This window comes from Caulobacter endophyticus, from assembly GCF_029543245.1.
GTDB lineage: Bacteria > Pseudomonadota > Alphaproteobacteria > Caulobacterales > Caulobacteraceae > Caulobacter > Caulobacter endophyticus_A.
The window spans coordinates 161,247-176,491 of sequence record NZ_JARQWV010000004.1 but is presented as its reverse complement, the minus strand read 5'-3'; the positions used below and the strand labels follow the sequence as shown (position 1 = coordinate 176,491).

General features: G+C 68.3%; 17 protein-coding genes. 5 read left to right on the top strand and 12 right to left on the bottom strand.

What is annotated here, in order from left to right; translation table 11 throughout:
• Window positions 1-26: 26 nt before the first annotated feature.
• Window positions 27-788, bottom strand: coding sequence for an exodeoxyribonuclease III (locus P7A99_RS05440; protein WP_277792920.1), 762 nt, complete (start codon window positions 786-788; stop codon window positions 27-29).
• Between the two features lie 115 nt (window positions 789-903).
• Between P7A99_RS05440 and P7A99_RS05435 the strand changes: the two genes are divergently transcribed.
• Window positions 904-1,086 carry a hypothetical protein gene (locus P7A99_RS05435; RefSeq protein ID WP_277792919.1) on the top strand — a complete coding sequence of 61 codons (183 nt, stop codon included), beginning with the start codon at window positions 904-906 and terminating at the stop codon, window positions 1,084-1,086.
• Here the strand turns inward: P7A99_RS05435 and P7A99_RS05430 are convergent.
• On the bottom strand, window positions 1,083-1,967 hold the full coding sequence (locus P7A99_RS05430; protein ID WP_277792918.1) for a Ku protein: 885 nt from the start codon (window positions 1,965-1,967) through the stop codon (window positions 1,083-1,085). The two genes, P7A99_RS05435 and P7A99_RS05430, sit on opposite strands and share 4 nt — an antisense overlap.
• Window positions 1,968-2,054: 87 nt before the next feature.
• Window positions 2,055-2,285, bottom strand: a complete 231-nt coding sequence (locus P7A99_RS05425) for a DUF5961 family protein (protein WP_277792917.1) — start codon at window positions 2,283-2,285, stop codon at window positions 2,055-2,057.
• A gap of 211 nt (window positions 2,286-2,496) precedes the next feature.
• Here P7A99_RS05425 and P7A99_RS05420 point away from each other — a divergent pair, with 211 nt between their 5' ends.
• Window positions 2,497-2,874, top strand: a complete 378-nt coding sequence (locus tag P7A99_RS05420; protein WP_277792916.1) for a hypothetical protein — start codon at window positions 2,497-2,499, stop codon at window positions 2,872-2,874.
• On the opposite strand, the gene P7A99_RS05415 is transcribed toward P7A99_RS05420, so the two are convergent.
• The 5 genes from P7A99_RS05415 to dinB form a co-directional block, all read right to left on the bottom strand.
• Window positions 2,871-3,467: an alpha-ketoglutarate-dependent dioxygenase AlkB gene (locus P7A99_RS05415; RefSeq protein ID WP_277792915.1), complete on the bottom strand. Its 597-nt coding sequence runs from the start codon at window positions 3,465-3,467 to the stop codon at window positions 2,871-2,873. The two genes, P7A99_RS05420 and P7A99_RS05415, sit on opposite strands and share 4 nt — an antisense overlap.
• A 7-nt stretch (window positions 3,468-3,474) precedes the next feature.
• Complete coding sequence (locus P7A99_RS05410) at window positions 3,475-6,639, bottom strand: error-prone DNA polymerase (RefSeq protein WP_277792914.1); 3,165 nt, start codon at window positions 6,637-6,639, stop codon at window positions 3,475-3,477.
• Window positions 6,636-8,168, bottom strand: a complete 1,533-nt coding sequence (locus P7A99_RS05405; RefSeq protein WP_277792913.1) for a Y-family DNA polymerase — start codon at window positions 8,166-8,168, stop codon at window positions 6,636-6,638. Before P7A99_RS05405 ends, P7A99_RS05410 begins: the two co-directional genes overlap by 4 nt.
• Window positions 8,169-8,385: 217 nt before the next feature.
• Window positions 8,386-8,871, bottom strand: coding sequence for an ImuA family protein (locus P7A99_RS25140; RefSeq protein WP_347276680.1), 486 nt, complete (start codon window positions 8,869-8,871; stop codon window positions 8,386-8,388).
• A gap of 184 nt (window positions 8,872-9,055) precedes the next feature.
• Window positions 9,056-10,126, bottom strand: coding sequence for a DNA polymerase IV (gene dinB / locus P7A99_RS05395; RefSeq protein ID WP_277792912.1), 1,071 nt, complete (start codon window positions 10,124-10,126; stop codon window positions 9,056-9,058).
• 203 nt (window positions 10,127-10,329) lie between these two features.
• Here dinB and P7A99_RS05390 point away from each other — a divergent pair, with 203 nt between their 5' ends.
• Window positions 10,330-10,650 carry a hypothetical protein gene (locus P7A99_RS05390; RefSeq protein WP_277792911.1) on the top strand — a complete coding sequence of 107 codons (321 nt, stop codon included), beginning with the start codon at window positions 10,330-10,332 and terminating at the stop codon, window positions 10,648-10,650.
• Here the strand turns inward: P7A99_RS05390 and P7A99_RS05385 are convergent.
• A complete protein-coding gene (locus P7A99_RS05385) occupies window positions 10,647-11,024 on the bottom strand; it encodes a hypothetical protein (protein WP_277792910.1) in 378 nt (125 codons plus the stop codon). The two genes, P7A99_RS05390 and P7A99_RS05385, sit on opposite strands and share 4 nt — an antisense overlap.
• Before the next feature lie 151 nt (window positions 11,025-11,175).
• Here P7A99_RS05385 and P7A99_RS05380 point away from each other — a divergent pair, with 151 nt between their 5' ends.
• Window positions 11,176-11,499, top strand: coding sequence for a hypothetical protein (locus P7A99_RS05380; RefSeq protein ID WP_277792909.1), 324 nt, complete (start codon window positions 11,176-11,178; stop codon window positions 11,497-11,499).
• 5 nt (window positions 11,500-11,504) lie between these two features.
• Here P7A99_RS05380 and P7A99_RS05375 read toward each other — a convergent pair whose 3' ends face one another.
• From P7A99_RS05375 to P7A99_RS05365, 3 genes are all read right to left on the bottom strand, one after another.
• A complete protein-coding gene (locus tag P7A99_RS05375; RefSeq protein WP_277792908.1) occupies window positions 11,505-12,260 on the bottom strand; it encodes an SOS response-associated peptidase family protein in 756 nt (251 codons plus the stop codon).
• A gap of 79 nt (window positions 12,261-12,339) precedes the next feature.
• Window positions 12,340-12,705 (bottom strand): hypothetical protein, encoded by a 366-nt coding sequence (locus P7A99_RS05370; protein WP_277792907.1) that lies wholly within the window; start codon window positions 12,703-12,705, stop codon window positions 12,340-12,342.
• Between the two features lie 91 nt (window positions 12,706-12,796).
• Window positions 12,797-13,060: a DksA/TraR family C4-type zinc finger protein gene (locus P7A99_RS05365; RefSeq protein WP_277792906.1), complete on the bottom strand. Its 264-nt coding sequence runs from the start codon at window positions 13,058-13,060 to the stop codon at window positions 12,797-12,799.
• 252 nt (window positions 13,061-13,312) lie between these two features.
• On the opposite strand from P7A99_RS05365, the gene P7A99_RS05360 reads away from it, so the two are divergent.
• Window positions 13,313-15,244, top strand: a complete 1,932-nt coding sequence (locus P7A99_RS05360) for a type IV secretory system conjugative DNA transfer family protein (protein ID WP_277792905.1) — start codon at window positions 13,313-13,315, stop codon at window positions 15,242-15,244.
• Window position 15,245: the final 1 nt, after the last annotated feature.

The following is a 15,245-nucleotide window of genomic DNA, read 5'->3' as shown; positions in this document are numbered from 1 at the left end:
CGCGTCTAGGATGCGCCGGCGTCGGCCTATTTGTCGGCGAGGCTGATCCACGCCGGCGCGTGATCGCTCGCGCCGTCGAGCCCCCGCACCCATCGATCGACGCCGGCGTCTTCGAGCTGGTCGGCCAGGTCCGGCGACAGAAGAAGGTGATCGATGCGCAGGCCTTTGTCCCTGGGCCAGCGCTCCCGCAGATACGACCAATAGGTCCACGGCGCGGCGTTCGGATGCACGGCGCGCAGCGCGTCCGTCCAGCCTTGAGCCAACAGTCGTTGGAACGCCGCGCGGCTTTCAGGGCGCAGCAGGGCGTCGCCGCCATAGGAATGGTTGGGATAGATGTCGGCCTCGGTCGGCACGACGTTGTAGTCGCCGGCCAGCACGACCGGCGCCCCGGTGTTCAGAAGATCCTGAGCATGGACCAGGAGCGCCTCGAACCAGGCCAGCTTGTAGTCGAACTTGGGACCCGGAACGGGGTTGCCGTTGGGCAGGTAGAGGCAGCCGATCAGCACGCCGCCCACCGCCGCCTCGATATAGCGGCTCTGGGAGGGATCGGGCTCGCCGGGCAGGGCGGTCCGGGTCAGGACGGGGGTCATGCCGCGGGCCAGGATCGCCACACCGTTCCAGGTGCGCTGGCCCTTCCAGACCGCGCCATAGCCCATCTGCTCCAAAGCCTCGGCGGGAAACCGGCCTTGCTCGGCTTTCAGTTCCTGGAGGCAGACAACGTCGGGCTGGGCGTCGTCCAGCCATTCGATCAACGGATCGAAGCGGCCGAGGACGTTGTTGATGTTCAAGGTGGCGATCCGCACGCCAGGACAACCGTCGCCGCCGGGACGTCGTTCCAAAGGCTGGGTGCGGAACAGATGGGCCGGCCTGCGGATTCGTATTCCGAAAGGGAAACCACCCATCATGTCCAAACGTGAATTGATCGAGCCGACGCCGGGCGACAAGCGCTATGTTCGCCGCGACGACGGGGGTCACTTCTCCGAACAGGTCGATGTCGGCAAGTCGTCCGCCGCCGACCAGCGCCGCCACTCCAGCCATGACGCTGGACGCGGCCAGGGCGACAAGAGCGACCGCCAGAAGGCCTAGCTGGCCTTGCGGCGGGCCGGCGCCTTGGCGGGCGCCGGCGCGGCTGTCGCCTTCGAACGACCGGTGGCTTTGGCCGCGGCCCTCGCGGGCTTTGCCTTGGCGCCGGGCGCGCCGCCAAGGCTGGCGCGCAGCGCCGCCATCAGATCGACGACATTGGTGTCGTCCGGCTCGGCGACCTTGGCCACCTTGTGGCCCTTGCGCTTGTCGGCGATCAGCGCCTTGAGCGCCTCCTCGTAGCGGTCTGTGAACTGGCTGGGATCGAACGGACCTTCCTGCTGCTGGATGATCTTCTCGGCGATCGAGATCATCGCCGCGTCCGGCGCCTTGTCGCTGATCGCCCCGAAGATCTCATCCTCGGCGCGGACCTCCGCATCGGTGCGCAGGGTATAGGCCAGGATGCCCTTGCCGCGCGGCTCCAGGGCCAGTAGGCGCTCACGGGTCGACATCACCACGCGGCCCAGTGCGATCTGGCCTGAGCGCGCCATGGCTTCGCGGATAACGCTGAAGGCTTCCTGGGCCAGCTTGCCGTCGGGCGCGAGGTAATAGGGATTGTCCCAGTAGATGCGATCGATGTCGGCCTCGGGCACGAAGCGTTCGATGTCGATGGTCTTGGTGCTTTCCAGCTTGACCGAGGCGATCTCCTCGTTGGTCAGCAGGACATACTGACCCTTCTCGAACTCATAGCCCTTGACCAGTTTGGCGCGCTCGACCGGCCCGGTGTCGGGGTCGGTCGTGACCATCTTGATCCGGTTGTTGGTCTCCGGATTGATCAGGTTGAAATGGACCTCGCCGCCGGAATTGGTCGCGGTGTAAAGCGCCACCGGGCAGGTGACGAGCGAAAGGCGAAGGTGTCCCTGCCAGGTGGGGCGATAGCCGGCCATGGTCTTGCTTCCGTGAGGGCCCTCAGGAGCGCCGGGCCGCGAAGACTCGACTCAACGGGGCAAGGGGTGATTCGTTCTGGCCTGCCTCTACTGGCAGGGGGCGGCCTCGCCGCTGTCCAGGTCGATGCGGAAGCAGTGCTCCACGCCGCTCTCAGTCTCACGCACGATCAGCGAAATCTCGTTGTCGGCGTCGACCGGCGGATGCCAGAGCTCGACGAAGGCCACCGCCGCATCCTCGAAGCTGACGGCGTCGACCGCATGGCCGTGGCTGGCCGCTTCGCCGCGCGCATGGACGCGATAGGTCTGGGTGTCGGGCATGGCGATCTCCTGGCGACGAGACAACGCCTCGCGCGGCGAAAGGATTCCGCCCCGTCGCCGGCGGTGAAACTTGGCCGCCGCATCGGGCGCTGAGATACGGTCCGTCGCGTGCGTATGACGGGCGGGAAAGCCGGACCGCCGGGTTCGCCCTCTAGCGCCCGCGGGCCGGTCAACCTCTCCAAAATCCCAGGGCCGTCCCCATATCAAGGGCATGAAAAAGCGATCTTCGGCGCAGGCCGCGCCCTTGCCGTTCGAGGACGATCTGACGGTCGAGACGAGCGCCGAGATCCTCGATTTGGAGGGCGTCACCGAGCGCCGCGAGCGCTTCCTGGCCCACGCCGCCGCCGCCAGCAAAGTCGTCACCTATGAGTTCGTCATTCCTGCCGACGCCAAGGTTTCGGGCCTTGGTTCGGATGCGGAGCCGCGTGACGCGCGCGGCCAGCTTGAGCTGCTGATCGCTCTGACCGGCGGCGCGCTAGCCAAGTTTCCGGGCGGTCTTTTGGCCCGCGTTCCCGTAGCCGCCGCCGCGCGGTTCGAAGGCTTGGCCAAGACCCTGATCGAGACGTTCCTGGTCGGCTGGCGCGTCTAGCGCCGCACCGTCCGGAACGTCACCGAATAGCGCAGCGCTTCGAGCGCGGGGATGCTGTGCTGCCAGTCGCTGCGCGCCGGACCGGCCATCAGGTAGGCCGAGCGGGGCGCGGCGATGATCGAGGCGCGGTCCCAGCGGTCCCCGGCCTTGCGCCTTAGGCGAAAATGGCAGGGCGACAGGAGCGAAACCCCGGCGATCGCCACGGCCGGCGGCCGGTCGCGATGCCAGCCGATCCCCGCGCCCGGCGAATATTCGGTGACCAGGGCATGGCGGAAGCTGTCGCGCGCCAGGCCCGTAAACGCCGCCACCTCGTCGAGCAAGGGCAGGAGCAGGTCGGGGATCGGCTCGCCGGTCTCGACCATCCGGCCGCTCTCGTCCTGGCGCCAACCAAAGCCGGCAATGCGGCGATTTCCGAAATAGCCCAGATGCTCATAGGCCTTGAACGGCAGATCCTGGAAGCTGGCGACGAGGTCGCGTTCCTCGGCCGCGTCGATCAACTCGGCCTGATAGCGAAAGCCTTCCGGCCACGGCGTCTTGGGCGTGATCGGCAGGTCTTGGGGCAGGTCGAAGAGCAAGGGTTGCCTGTCGATCATCGGGCCCTCAACAGAAATTCCGGCTGCGGCGGGCCCAGGAGAGATCGCCGGCGTCGACGCCGCGATCCTGCAGGCTCGACAGGACCGCGCCCAGGTCATGGAGCTTGTAGGCGACCAGGTGGACAACATCGCCCTCGCGCTGGATGCGTCCCTCGACGCCCAGCAGGTGGGCGCCCAGCGCCACGCGCCGCTGCTTTTCGTAGAGCGTCTTCCAGATCACCAGGTTGGAGACGCCGGTTTCGTCCTCGAGGGTCATGAACATCACGCCCTTGGCCGTGCCGGGCATCTGGCGCACCAAGACCAGGCCCGCCGTCTTGATGAACTGGCGATCGCGACCGCTGGCGGCGGCCTGGCAAGGGCGATAGCCCTGGGCGGCGAGTTCATCACGCAGCAGCGCCAAGGGATGGCGGCGGAGACTGAGGCCGACATGGCCGTAGTCCTCGACGATCTCGCGGCCCTCGGTCATGGGCTTTAGAGCTAGGGCAGGCTCGTTAAGTTCGTTCGCACCGGCCTGGTCGAAGAGGGGCAGGGCGGTGTCGCGCAAGCCTTTGATGAGCCAGCCGGCCTCGCGGCGGGCCAGGGCGAGGCTCGGGCGGAAGGCGTCGGCCTCGGCCAGGCGCGACAAGGCCCCGGTCCCGACCTGGGCCCGGCGCCAGACATCGTCGATAGACCGATAGGGGGCCTCGGCGCGGGCGAGCACGACACGCGCCGCGTCGGCCTCGGCCAGCCTGCCGACCATGCGCAGACCCAGCCGCACGGCCAGCGACCCGTCGGGGGCCTCCTCCAACGTGCAGTCCCAGCGCGAGGCGTTGACGCAGATGGGCCGCACCTCGACGCCGTGTTCGATGGCGTCGCGGACGATCTGGGCCGGCTGGTAGAAGCCCATCGGTTGGCTGTTCAGCAGGGCCGCGCAGAACACCTCGGGGTGATGGCATTTGAGCCAGGATGACGCGTAGGCCAGGAGGGCGAAGCTGGCCGCGTGACTTTCCGGAAAACCGTAGGAGCCAAAACCCTCGAGCTGCGCGAAGGTCTGCTCGGCGAACTCGACCGGATAGCCGCGCTCGACCATGCCGCCGACCAGCTTGTCCTTGAAGTGACTGACCCCGCCGGTGAACTTGAAGGTGGCCATGGCGCGGCGCAGCTGGTCGGCCTCGCCGGGCGTGAAGCCGGCGCACTCGATGGCCACCCGCATGGCCTGCTCCTGGAAGAGCGGCACGCCCAAGGTCTTGCCCAGCACCTTCTCCAACTCGGGCTTGGGGAAGGTCACCGGCTCCTTGCCCTCGCGGCGGCGAAGATAGGGATGGACCATGTCGCCCTGGATGGGTCCTGGGCGCACGATCGCCACCTCGATGACCAGGTCGTAGAACGACCGGGGCTTGAGGCGCGGCAGCATGGCCATCTGCGCGCGGCTCTCGATCTGGAAGACGCCCAGGGTGTCGGCCCGGCGGATCATCGCGTAGGTGCGCGGATCCTCCGGCGGGATGCTGGCCAGGTCGAGGGCGATCCCCTTGGCGTCTCTGAGCAGATCCAGGCCGCGCTTGAGGCAGGTCATCATGCCCAGGCCCAGGACGTCGACCTTCATGAACTTCAGCTCGTCGATGTCGTCCTTGTCCCATTCGATGATCTGGCGGCCCTCCATCCGGGCCGGCTCGATGGGGACGAGCTCGTCGAGCCGGTCCTGGGTGAGGACGAAGCCGCCGGGGTGCTGGGAGAAATGGCGCGGGGTGTTGAGCAAGATCTGCGACAGCTCCAGGGTCAGGCGCAGGCGGCGGTCGGACAGGTCCAGGCCCATGTCGCGGGCGTGCCTTTCCTCGATATCCTCGCGGCTGAAACTCCAGATCTGGCTGGAGAGACCCTTGGTCATGTCCTCGGGCAGGCCCAGCACCTTGCCGACGTCACGCACCGCGCCGCGCGGTCGGAAGCGCTGGACGACGGCGACGATGGCCGAGCGATGGCGGCCATAGGTCTCGAAGATCCACTGCATCACCGTCTCGCGGCGGGCATGCTCGAAGTCGACATCGATGTCCGGCGGCTCGTCGCGCTCGGCGCTGACGAAGCGCTCGAACAGAAGGTCGTTGCGCTCGGGGTCGATGCTGGTGATGCCCAGCACGTAGCAGACCGCCGAATTGGCGGCCGAGCCGCGACCCTGACAGAGGATGTCCTGGCTGCGTGAGTAGCCGACGATGGAATTGACCGTCAGGAAGTAGGGCGCATAGCCCAACTGTCCGATCAGCTTCAGCTCGTGCTCGAGGATCCTGCGGACCTCGGGCGTCACCCCGTCCGGAAAACGCTGGACCGCGCCTTCCCAGGTCAGGCGCTCCAGGGTCTGCTGCGCCGTCTCGCCGTCGGCGACCACTTCGCGCGGATACTGATAGCTCAGTTCGGACAGCGAGAACCGGCAGCGCTTGGCGATCGCCACGGACGCGGCGATGGCCCGTGGATGGCGAGGGAAGAGCCGCTGGATCTCGGCCGGGGGCTTCAGATAGCGGTCGGCGTGGCGGTCGCGCTTGAAGCCGACGTCGTCGATCGTGGTGTTCTCGCGGATGCAGGTGACGACGTCCTGCAACAGGCGGCGGTCCTTGTCGTGAAAGAGCACTCGGTTGGTCACCACGGGCGTGACCCCGGCCGCGACCGCCAGCCGCTCCAGCTCATAGAGGCGCAAGGCGTCGCCAGGGCGGCGGCGCAGGGTCAGGGCCAGGTGGGCGTCGGCGCCGAAGATGGCCGACAGGCGCGCCAACTGTTGAGCGCAGACCTCATCGGCATCGTCCGGCACAAGGATGGCGATCAGGCCCTCAGCGTGGGCGGCGAGGTCTGTGTGGTCGAGATCGCACTCGCCCTTGCCGGCTCGGGTCTTGCCCAGGCTCAGCATCCGCGACAGCCGGCCATAGGCGGCCCGGTCGGTCGGGTAGACCAACACGGTCGTGCCGTCGCGCAAGACCAGCTCGCAGCCGACGATCAATCGGACGCCCGTGTCCTTGGCCGCGACGTGGGCGCGCACCATGCCGGCCAGGCTGTTGCGGTCGCAAATCGCCAGGGCCCGATAGCCCAGCCTCACGGCCTCGTCGAAGAGCTCGGCTGGGGAGGACGCCCCGCGCAGCAGCGAGAAGTGCGAGGCGCACTGCAGCTCGACGTAGTCGCCAAGGTCTTGGCGGGCGTGGAGAGTGTTGTTCACCCGAACACCCCGGCCATGAACCAGCGCTGGCTGCCGGTGGCGGCGTCCTCGCCGTCACCGTCGCGGTAGATCCAGTAGCGTTCGCCGCCGTCGTCCTCGACCTGAAAGTAGTCTCGTGACCGGGCCAGCTCGACGTCGGACTTCCACCACTCTCCGAACACGCGCTCGGGGCCGTCCGCGCGCCGCACGCGCCGGCGCACACCGCGCCAGGTGAACGAGGCCGGCGGCTGGTCGGGCAAGAGCGCCACAGTCTCGATCGGCTCGGGCCTGGGAAAGAAGCGCGTGGGCCTTGGCCAATCGACCGGCCAGGAGAAGGCCGCCGGCCGCTCTACGGCCGGGGTCTTGCGCACGCTGCGCTCGGGGATGTCGCTCTCGGCGCTGGTGAGGCGATAGACGGCGTCCGCGCCAAGGCGAACGCGTAGGGTGTCGATCAGGCCGGCCAGGTCGGCGACGGCGCGATTGTCGCTGCCCAGATGCGCCTCGTCCTGGCGATAGGCCAGCGGCTCGGCGCCCGGGGCGGCCAGCACCATCTTGTCGACGCCGAAGCCGGGATCGACGTTCTCCAGCTTCTCGCAAAGGAGCTTGGCTAGGCGCCGCGCGTCACGGGCCGGTGTCGACAGGCCCACCCGGGCGCTCTCGATGCGGTTATCGACGCGGTAGAACCACGCGTCGATCGACTTGGCTCCCAGGTTCAGGGCTTCCAGGGTGGCGCACAGCTCGACGGTGAGTTCTGTCAGGTAGCGGGCCATGGTCTCGGGCGCGCCGATCGGTTCGGCGAAGATCTTGGCCGCGCGCGGGGTGTCGGCCGCTAAGACCGGTTCGATCGGCTCGCGCTCGCGGCCATGGGCCTGGTCGAGCCGGCGGATGGGTTCCAGGCCAAAGCGATGGGCCAGCGGTCCCTTGGCCGTGGCCTCCAGCTCGCCGATGGTGTCGAAACCCGGCTTGGCCAGGGCCTGGACGGTCTCGGGCGGCAGGCGCAGCGCCGCCACCGGCAGGTCCTTGAGCTGCACGCCCAGGCCGCCCTGCGGCACGACGAATAGCGACCGCCGCGAATAGCGGGCCAGGGCGTGGGCGCCGCCCCAGCTGTCGGCGATCGCGACGGTGGCGGCGTAGCCGGCCTTGGCGAGGCGTCGGCGCAGGTCGATCAGCATCTTCTCCTCGTCACCGAAGAGATGCGCGCAGCCGGTGGCGTCGATGACCAGGCCGTCGGGCGGATCGGCCGCCACCGTCGGCGAGTAGAGCCGCTGGGCCCAGAGCGCCAGGCGCTGCAGGGCGGCGTTGTCGCCCTCGGCGTCGAGGTCGCGGAGGAGCAATCCTGGAACGAGGGCGGTGGCGTGGGCGACGGCCTGGCCAAGTCGGAGGCCTGTCTTGGCCGCGGCCAGGTTCATGTGCGCCACCGCGCGTCGACGACCCACGCGCCCGACCATGACGATCGGGATGTCAGGCGACGGCGCGGCCTTGCCCTGCATCCGGGCCAGCCGGTCGGTGGGCCAGCGGGGCAGGAAGACGGAGATGACCCTTTGCGTCACAGGCTTCTAGCTCGATGTCGAAGGCGTCGCCGGCCTTGCAGCGGAGGAGTTCGAGGAACCAGCGGGGACGACCCACGCCGGGAACAGACGGCGGAAGCGGCGAGGAGGGCAGGGGTGAGACCCGCCACCGCGTCTCGGCCGCCGTCGGTTGGCCCAGGTCGGCCGCGTCGGCGATGCGCCGCCATCTTCGGACCGCTATGGCGATCTGGCCGCTCTTTTAGGCCGCCAACTGCAGCCGACGCGAAGCGGTCATGGAGAGCTTGCCGACCTCGCCAATGACGCCCGCAAGCCCCGGCCAGCGCAGGCCTTCCTCCATCGCCGCCAGCACACCGGCCTCGTCGCCGGCGTCGGCGAAGATCACGCGCTCTGGCGGCAGGCCGGCCTGGGCGAGCGATGGGGCGAAGAGATCGGCCTGGCGCCGGCACCAGAGGACCTCGCCCTGGGCCCGGGCCAGGACGCCGGCGGCGAACCTCGCCGCCGTGGCCCCGTAGAGCGCTTCGTCCGCGCCGCCCGCCACCTCGTGCAGGGCGCCCAGCGCCAGGCCGCCGCCGGGGAGACGTGCGTCGAGGGGCGGCACGCCGAACGGCAGCACCGCGCGGGTGACGCGGTCCTGGGTCTCCAGGGCGCGGACCTTGCGGCGAAGCGCGTCGAGCGCGGCGGGGGATGGGGTGGGAGACATGCTGACAGAACGATCTTGTTCCATCTTTGTTCTCTTTGGCGCTGGCGAGTCAATCGACCCCCGGATGCGTCCAGGCGCCGCGCCAAGGCCAAGACCAAGGCGGCGCAAGGGTTTGGGCGGACTCGGAATTTTTCAGGCGCGACCGAAGCTGACGTAAGCTCGGCCGGAAACGGGGGCGTCGACGCGCCGGCCCCGCTCGGTGGGTGGTCTATACGGGCAGGGCGGCCTGGACCGACGGTGGCGCGCTGGCGAAGCTGGACACGGTCACGCCCAGCAGCCGCACCCCTGCTCGCAACGGATACACCGACCGCACGAGGTCTTGGGCCAGCAGGCGCAGGGTCGCCTCATCGGTGATCGGCGCGGCCAGGGACCGACGACGGGTGGCTTGCTCGAAGTCGGCGTACTTGATCTTGACCGTGGCGGTGCGGCCGTAGGCTTGCGCTTTCTGGCACCAGGCAAAGACCTTCTCGGCGAGGGCCGCGATCTCTGTTTCAATGCGGGCGGTGTCGAGGAGGTCGGTCTCGAAGGTGGTCTCAGACCCCGAGGACTTACGCTCGCGGTCCGGATTGACGGGCCGGTCGTCGACGCCCCGGGCGATGCCGTAGAACCACGGCCCCGAGCGGCCGAAATGGTGGATCAGGAACTCCAGGGACTGGCGATGCAGGTCCTCGCCGGTCTCGATCTTCAGGCGCTTCATCTTGGCCTCGGTCACCTCGCCGACGCCGTAGAAGCGGCCGATGGGCAAGGTGGCCACGAACGCCTGGCCCTTGCCGGGCCCGACCACGAACTGACCGTTGGGCTTGTTCTGGTCGCTGGCCATCTTGGCCAGGAACTTATTGTAGGAAATCCCGGCCGAGGCCGTCAGGCCGGTCTCGGCCAGGATCCGGGCGCGGATCTGGCGCGCGGTCTGCGTGGCGTTGCCCACGCCGGCCTTGTCGGCGGTGACGTCGAGATAGGCTTCGTCGAGCGACAGCGGCTCGATGAGGTCGGTGAACGCGGCGAAGATCTCGTGGATCTGGCGCGAGACGGCCCGATAGACCTCGAAGCGGTGCGGCACGAAGATCAGCTGCGGACACTTCCGCAGCGCCGTGCTGGACGGCATGGCCGAGCGCACCCCGAATTGCCGGGCCTCGTAGCTGGCCGCGGCGATGACCCCGCGCGCGGCCGGTGAGCCGACTACCACGGGCTTGCCGCGCAGGGCCGGATCGTCCCGCTGCTCGACCGACGCGTAGAAGGCGTCCATGTCGATGTGAATGATTTTACGAGGCGCCGACTCCATGTCCCCAGCAATTTAGCAGGCTGTGAACGAAACGGGAACTTACCGCTTGAGTTTGTGCGCCGGGCGGGGTGAAAAACCTCGGCCCGCGACGCCGCGTCGCAGGGCCCTGGACCAGGCGCCTGGTCCATTGTGCAGGCCTCGGGGGAGAACTGATCGTGTTGCGTGTCGAGGCGGCGTTTGTGACCTTGGCTTTGGAGATCGGCTTGGCCGAGACCATCGCCGAGATCCTCAAGGACGTCGAGCGCGCCATCGCCGAGCTTCCCGACGGCCCCAGCGCCTTGCGCTATCGCCGTCGCCTGGAAGACCAACGGGCGGCGCTCAAGAGCCCGACGCTGCGCAATATCGCCGCTCTGGTGGTCGCCCGGTGCGCCAAGCATCCAGACCTGGCGCCGCGCATCCGTCGCGCCTTCGCCGATCTGGCCGAGCACCATCCGGAACTGGCCTGGTTCTATGTCCAACTTCCTCACGCCGAGGGCGCCGACGAGGGCGATCCTGGGCTGATCGGCGAACGCCGGCGCGCCTAGCGGTTCAGTCCGCGGCCCAAGGTTTCCAGACCGCGGGCCGGGTTGGCCGAGACGGTTCTCCAGATAGCCGCGGTCAGGAGGTCCTGATAGGCGCTCAGGGCCAGGATGGCCGCGCTGCGCTCGAGCGCGAGCAACCGGACCGCGTGGGAGGCGATCAGGGCCAGATCGTGCGTGGCCTGCACATCTTCATGGACGGCGATGGCGGCCATCGCCGCCCGCTTGGTCCACCCCTCCAACGGACCGACGGGTTCGGCGACAAGGATCGGCCCCTCGGGTGATCGGTGAACGCTGAAGCCAAGCGCCAGGACCCCGCGCCGCGTCACCGCGCGCCAGTAGTCGATGGGCTCCGAGCCAGAGTCCGGCGGCAGGGTCATGCCGGGGCCTATAGCGCCAGGACCGCCCGTGGACAGCCTTTGGACGACGTCGATCCGGACCGGGAGCGGCCCTGGCGGACGGCGCGGCGCTGGTCTATTTCCATGCTGGTGGCGACTCCGCTCGGCCATCCGACCCGAAGAGATTTCGCCGGTGGACAACCCGCCCTCGACCCTGAAGCGTCCGCCAGAAGCTCTGATCCGGCGGTTTCACCTGGGCCAGGTGGGCGCCGATACGGTCAGGACGTTCTTGGGCAAGGGATATTCCCTGGCCATCTGCTGCCGCGAGTGTCCGCGGCTGATCGAATGGACGCCGCAGGACCTGCTCGAAAAGTTCGGCGAGCGGATCGACGTGAAGATCGCCGACATCGCCGCGCGGCTGTCCTGCACGGGCGAGGAGGGTTGCGGCTCAAAGGACGTCGCGGTCTTCCCGCACCTCTATGACGGGGCCTGGTCCTGGACGCCGCCGGACCGTTAGGTCGTTCAGGCCGGGACGACCTCGTCGCTCTTGCCGCCGACGGCGACGATCTTCAGCCGGTCGGGAAGGGGGCGTTGCAGTTGGGCCACATCGGTCCAGGGCGCGTCGCTCATCCAAAGGTCCCACTCCTCCGGCTCGGTCAGGATCACCGGCATGGCCTTGGCGTGATAGGTCTTCACCGGCTCGGCCGACTCCGTCGTCAGGAAGCCATAAGCGACGATCTCCTCCCAACCCTTGCTCTTCATCCGCACGCACGCGTGCGGTGTCCAGATACCAGCAAAGAAGGCGAGGGGCCGGGTCTCATCGAGCGCGAACCAGATGTTCTTGCGATCCTTGTTATGATCCTGATCGGGTTCGGCGAACGAGGTGAAGGGGACGAGGCAGCGGTTCCCGGCTCCAAGCCACGGCGCCCAGTGCTTGTTGATCTGGCCGGTCTTCTGGCTGACCGTGTTGCGCACGTTCGTGGTGCCCTTGTCCGGCTCCATCCTCAGCAGTTCATCAAAATCAAATTCCGTGCCCTTGGCGCGAAGCTTGTTCGCCCGCTCCGTTGCGGCGTCGAACAACGCCTGCTTCGACGACGGCATTCCCCAGCGCGCGTCGCGCATGACCCGCTGGCCATCCTCGCCGTGGGTGATGATAGGCGCGGCGTAGTCGGGATAGATGCCCGGCATCGGCGGCTGGTTGTTGTTGAGGTCCGACATCGCCCGCGCCAGGGCCGCGACTTCAGCCCGCGCCTTCATCAGGACATAGAGATTGCACATTCGAGGATATCCCTGACGGCCGAGACACCGACGCTAGCCGGTACGGCGGCGAGCTGCAAAGTCCGTCCGCCGGCTGGCCCTAGGCGGCCCGCAGCCACACTCGCGCATGCCACCATCCACGTGGCGCGGACATCGGGTCGCCCAGGCCGTCGAAAAACATCTCGACATGTTCGGCGCGGGGATGGTCGACCAGCGCCCGGCACGGCGCGCCTTGACCATGCAACTCGACGTCCGGCGACCGCTCGGGCCTGGGGGCGTCGAGCCAGGGCGCCTCGCCGGCCGTAGGATCGAGCCAGACGGTCAAGCCGCCATCGGCAGCGACCTCGACATGCCCGACGGCCGGAAGGGTCTCAAGGTAGCCGAGCTCGCCGAGGAGGCCATCGATCTCCACGGCGGTCAGCGGCTCAGCGGTGACGGGATGGGCGTGGTTCATGGGAACGAACATAGAACACTCTGGCGCCAATGGCGAGTCGGCGGATCAAGGTTTGGGGCGCGGCGTTCGCGTCCTCACGGAGGCTCGCGAAATTGCCTGTCGCTTAGCGCAATTGGCTGTCCTTGCTGCCGCGGCGGTTGATGCTGCTGAACACGACCTGTTTGTCTCGCCCGGTCTGGCACGGGATGCAGGTGCGGCAGCCGGGCAGGGCGCGTCGCCGCGCCTCGGGGATGTCCTCGCCGCACTCGACGCAGAACAGCAGGCTCTCGCCGGCCGGCAGACGGGCGCGAGCGCTCAGGACACCGTCGATCACCGTGTCCTCGATCTGGTCGAGCACGCCCCCGTCATGTGTCCAGCCGCCAGCCATTCGTCTCGATAACTCCCAGGTTTCAGATGCTTAGGTATGCATTGCGTCGCCGGTTCTCCAGGCCAGGCGGTCCGAACCGGGCCAGTCAGATTGTCGCGGGAGCGCGCCGGCCGTCGGTCCACGCCAGCCCTCACCAGGGCGTGGCGACTGCGCCCCCTCCGAGGCTTCAAGGGCGCGGCGCCCCCTAGAATTGACGGGTTGCGCCGATCGGGCGGCCTTGATCGACTGTTGGTCGGGGCTTGGGAGGCGATGATGGCCAAAGGCTCCAAAGCGCTCGCAATCCTGTCCCTGGCGCTCGCCGGCCTGACCTTGGGGCTGTGGGCGGCGACGCAATCGGCCGCCCACCAGTTTAGCTATCCCGCCGCCTTTGGTCGGGGGTGGGCGCAGACCGGTTCGATCCGGCTCTATCCGCCCTGGGCCTTCGTCGACTGGTACGGCCGCTGGGCCGGCGCCTATCCGCAGGCGTTCGACCAGGCGTCCCTGGTCGGCCTGGCGGTGTTCCTGTGGCCTTTGCTGATGGTCATCGGCCTGACCCGCCGGTTCGTGGCGCGGCCCCGTCCGTTCGGCAAGAACGCCTGGGGCGGTATGACCGACGCGCGGCGGGCCGGCCTGGTGTCGGGAGGGCGCCTGCAGGGACGCGTGCTGGGCCGCCTGAAGGGACGCCTCCTGACCATCGGGATGATGGTCCATTGCGTGATCGTGGGCGCCTCGCGCTCAGGCAAGGGGGCCGGGCACGTGGTGCCCTCGGAGATCGGCTGGGGGGAGAGTGCTTTCACCTACGATCGCAAGGGGGAGCTTTGGCACATCACCGCCGACTATCGGCGGACCTTCTCCCACACGTTCTACTTTGCGCCGACCGATCCCAACACCGCGCGCTGGAACCCGCTGTTCGAGGTCCGTAAGGGGGCGATGGAGATCGCCGACATCCAGAACATCGTCGGCATCCTGGTCGACCCGATCGGCCTGAAGGGCGGCAATCTCGACTTCTTCGACCAGAGCGCGGCCAACTTCTTCACCGGCGTGATCCTGCATTGCCTCTATGCCGAGCCCGACGAGCACAAGACCCTGGGACACGTCCGCCGGCTGCTCATCGACATCGAGGCGACTTTGGACGCCATGCTGGCGACCAAGCATCGCTGGCGGCCCGACGCGGCCGCGCCGGACGGCCTGGCCCGGGACGACGACGGCCAACCGATCGCCGAGACCCATCCGGAGGTGTGGCTGGGGGCGACGGCGTTCAGATCGATGGAGCCGCGGGTTCGCTCCAGCGTCCTGGCCACGGCCCAGAAGTCCCTGGCCCTATGGGCCGACCCGCTGGTCTGCCACGCGACCGGAGCCTCCGACTTCTGCATCGGCGACCTGGTGTGCTCCAAGGCCCCCGTCAGCCTGTATCTTATCACCCCGCAGGCCCACGCCGACCGCTTGGCGTTCATTGTCCGTGTGATGTTGCGTCAGAGCCTCAACAGCCTGATGGAGACGGTGAACACCGACAGCCGCGGCCGTCCCAAGCGCCACAAACTGCTGATGATGCTCGACGAGTTTCCCAAGCTCGGTCCGCTGCCGTTCCTGGAGAACGCGCTGGGTGAGATGGCGGGCTACGGGATCGCCGCCCACCTGATCTGCCAGTCGTTCAACGACGTCTTCAAGTACTACGGCGTCTACACCTCGATCTTCGACAACTGCCACGTCACGGCCGCCTTCGCGACCTCCGAGCCGACCAGTATCGAGCGGGTGGTCAAGCGGGCCGGGCGGGCGCTGGAGATGCGCGAGAGCTTCAGCGACCCGCGCCTGGCCTTCGGCAAGGGCCATCGCAGCCGAAACCAGGCCGAGGTCGAGCGTTACGTCCTGGCCGAGCAGGACGTGCGCGCTCTGCCAGCCGACAAACAGTTCCTGTTCGTCAACAACGCCAAGCCCTTCATCACCGACAAGATCCGCTACTGGGAGGTGCCGGCGATCGCGGCGGTGACGCGCAACTTCTTCGCCGGCGAACGGGCGCGCTTCGTGCAGACGCCCGAGACGCTCGATGTGCCCGGCCCGCCGCCCAACGACTGGCTCGGCGTGCGAGCCGCAGCGCCCGGCGACCGCCCCCTCAAGAGCGCTGCGGCCTCGACTGCGCGAAGGGCCAGCGGGCCGCCGCCGGCCATCCTGAGCGTCGCCGACCTGACCTTCAGCTTCGAGGACTAGC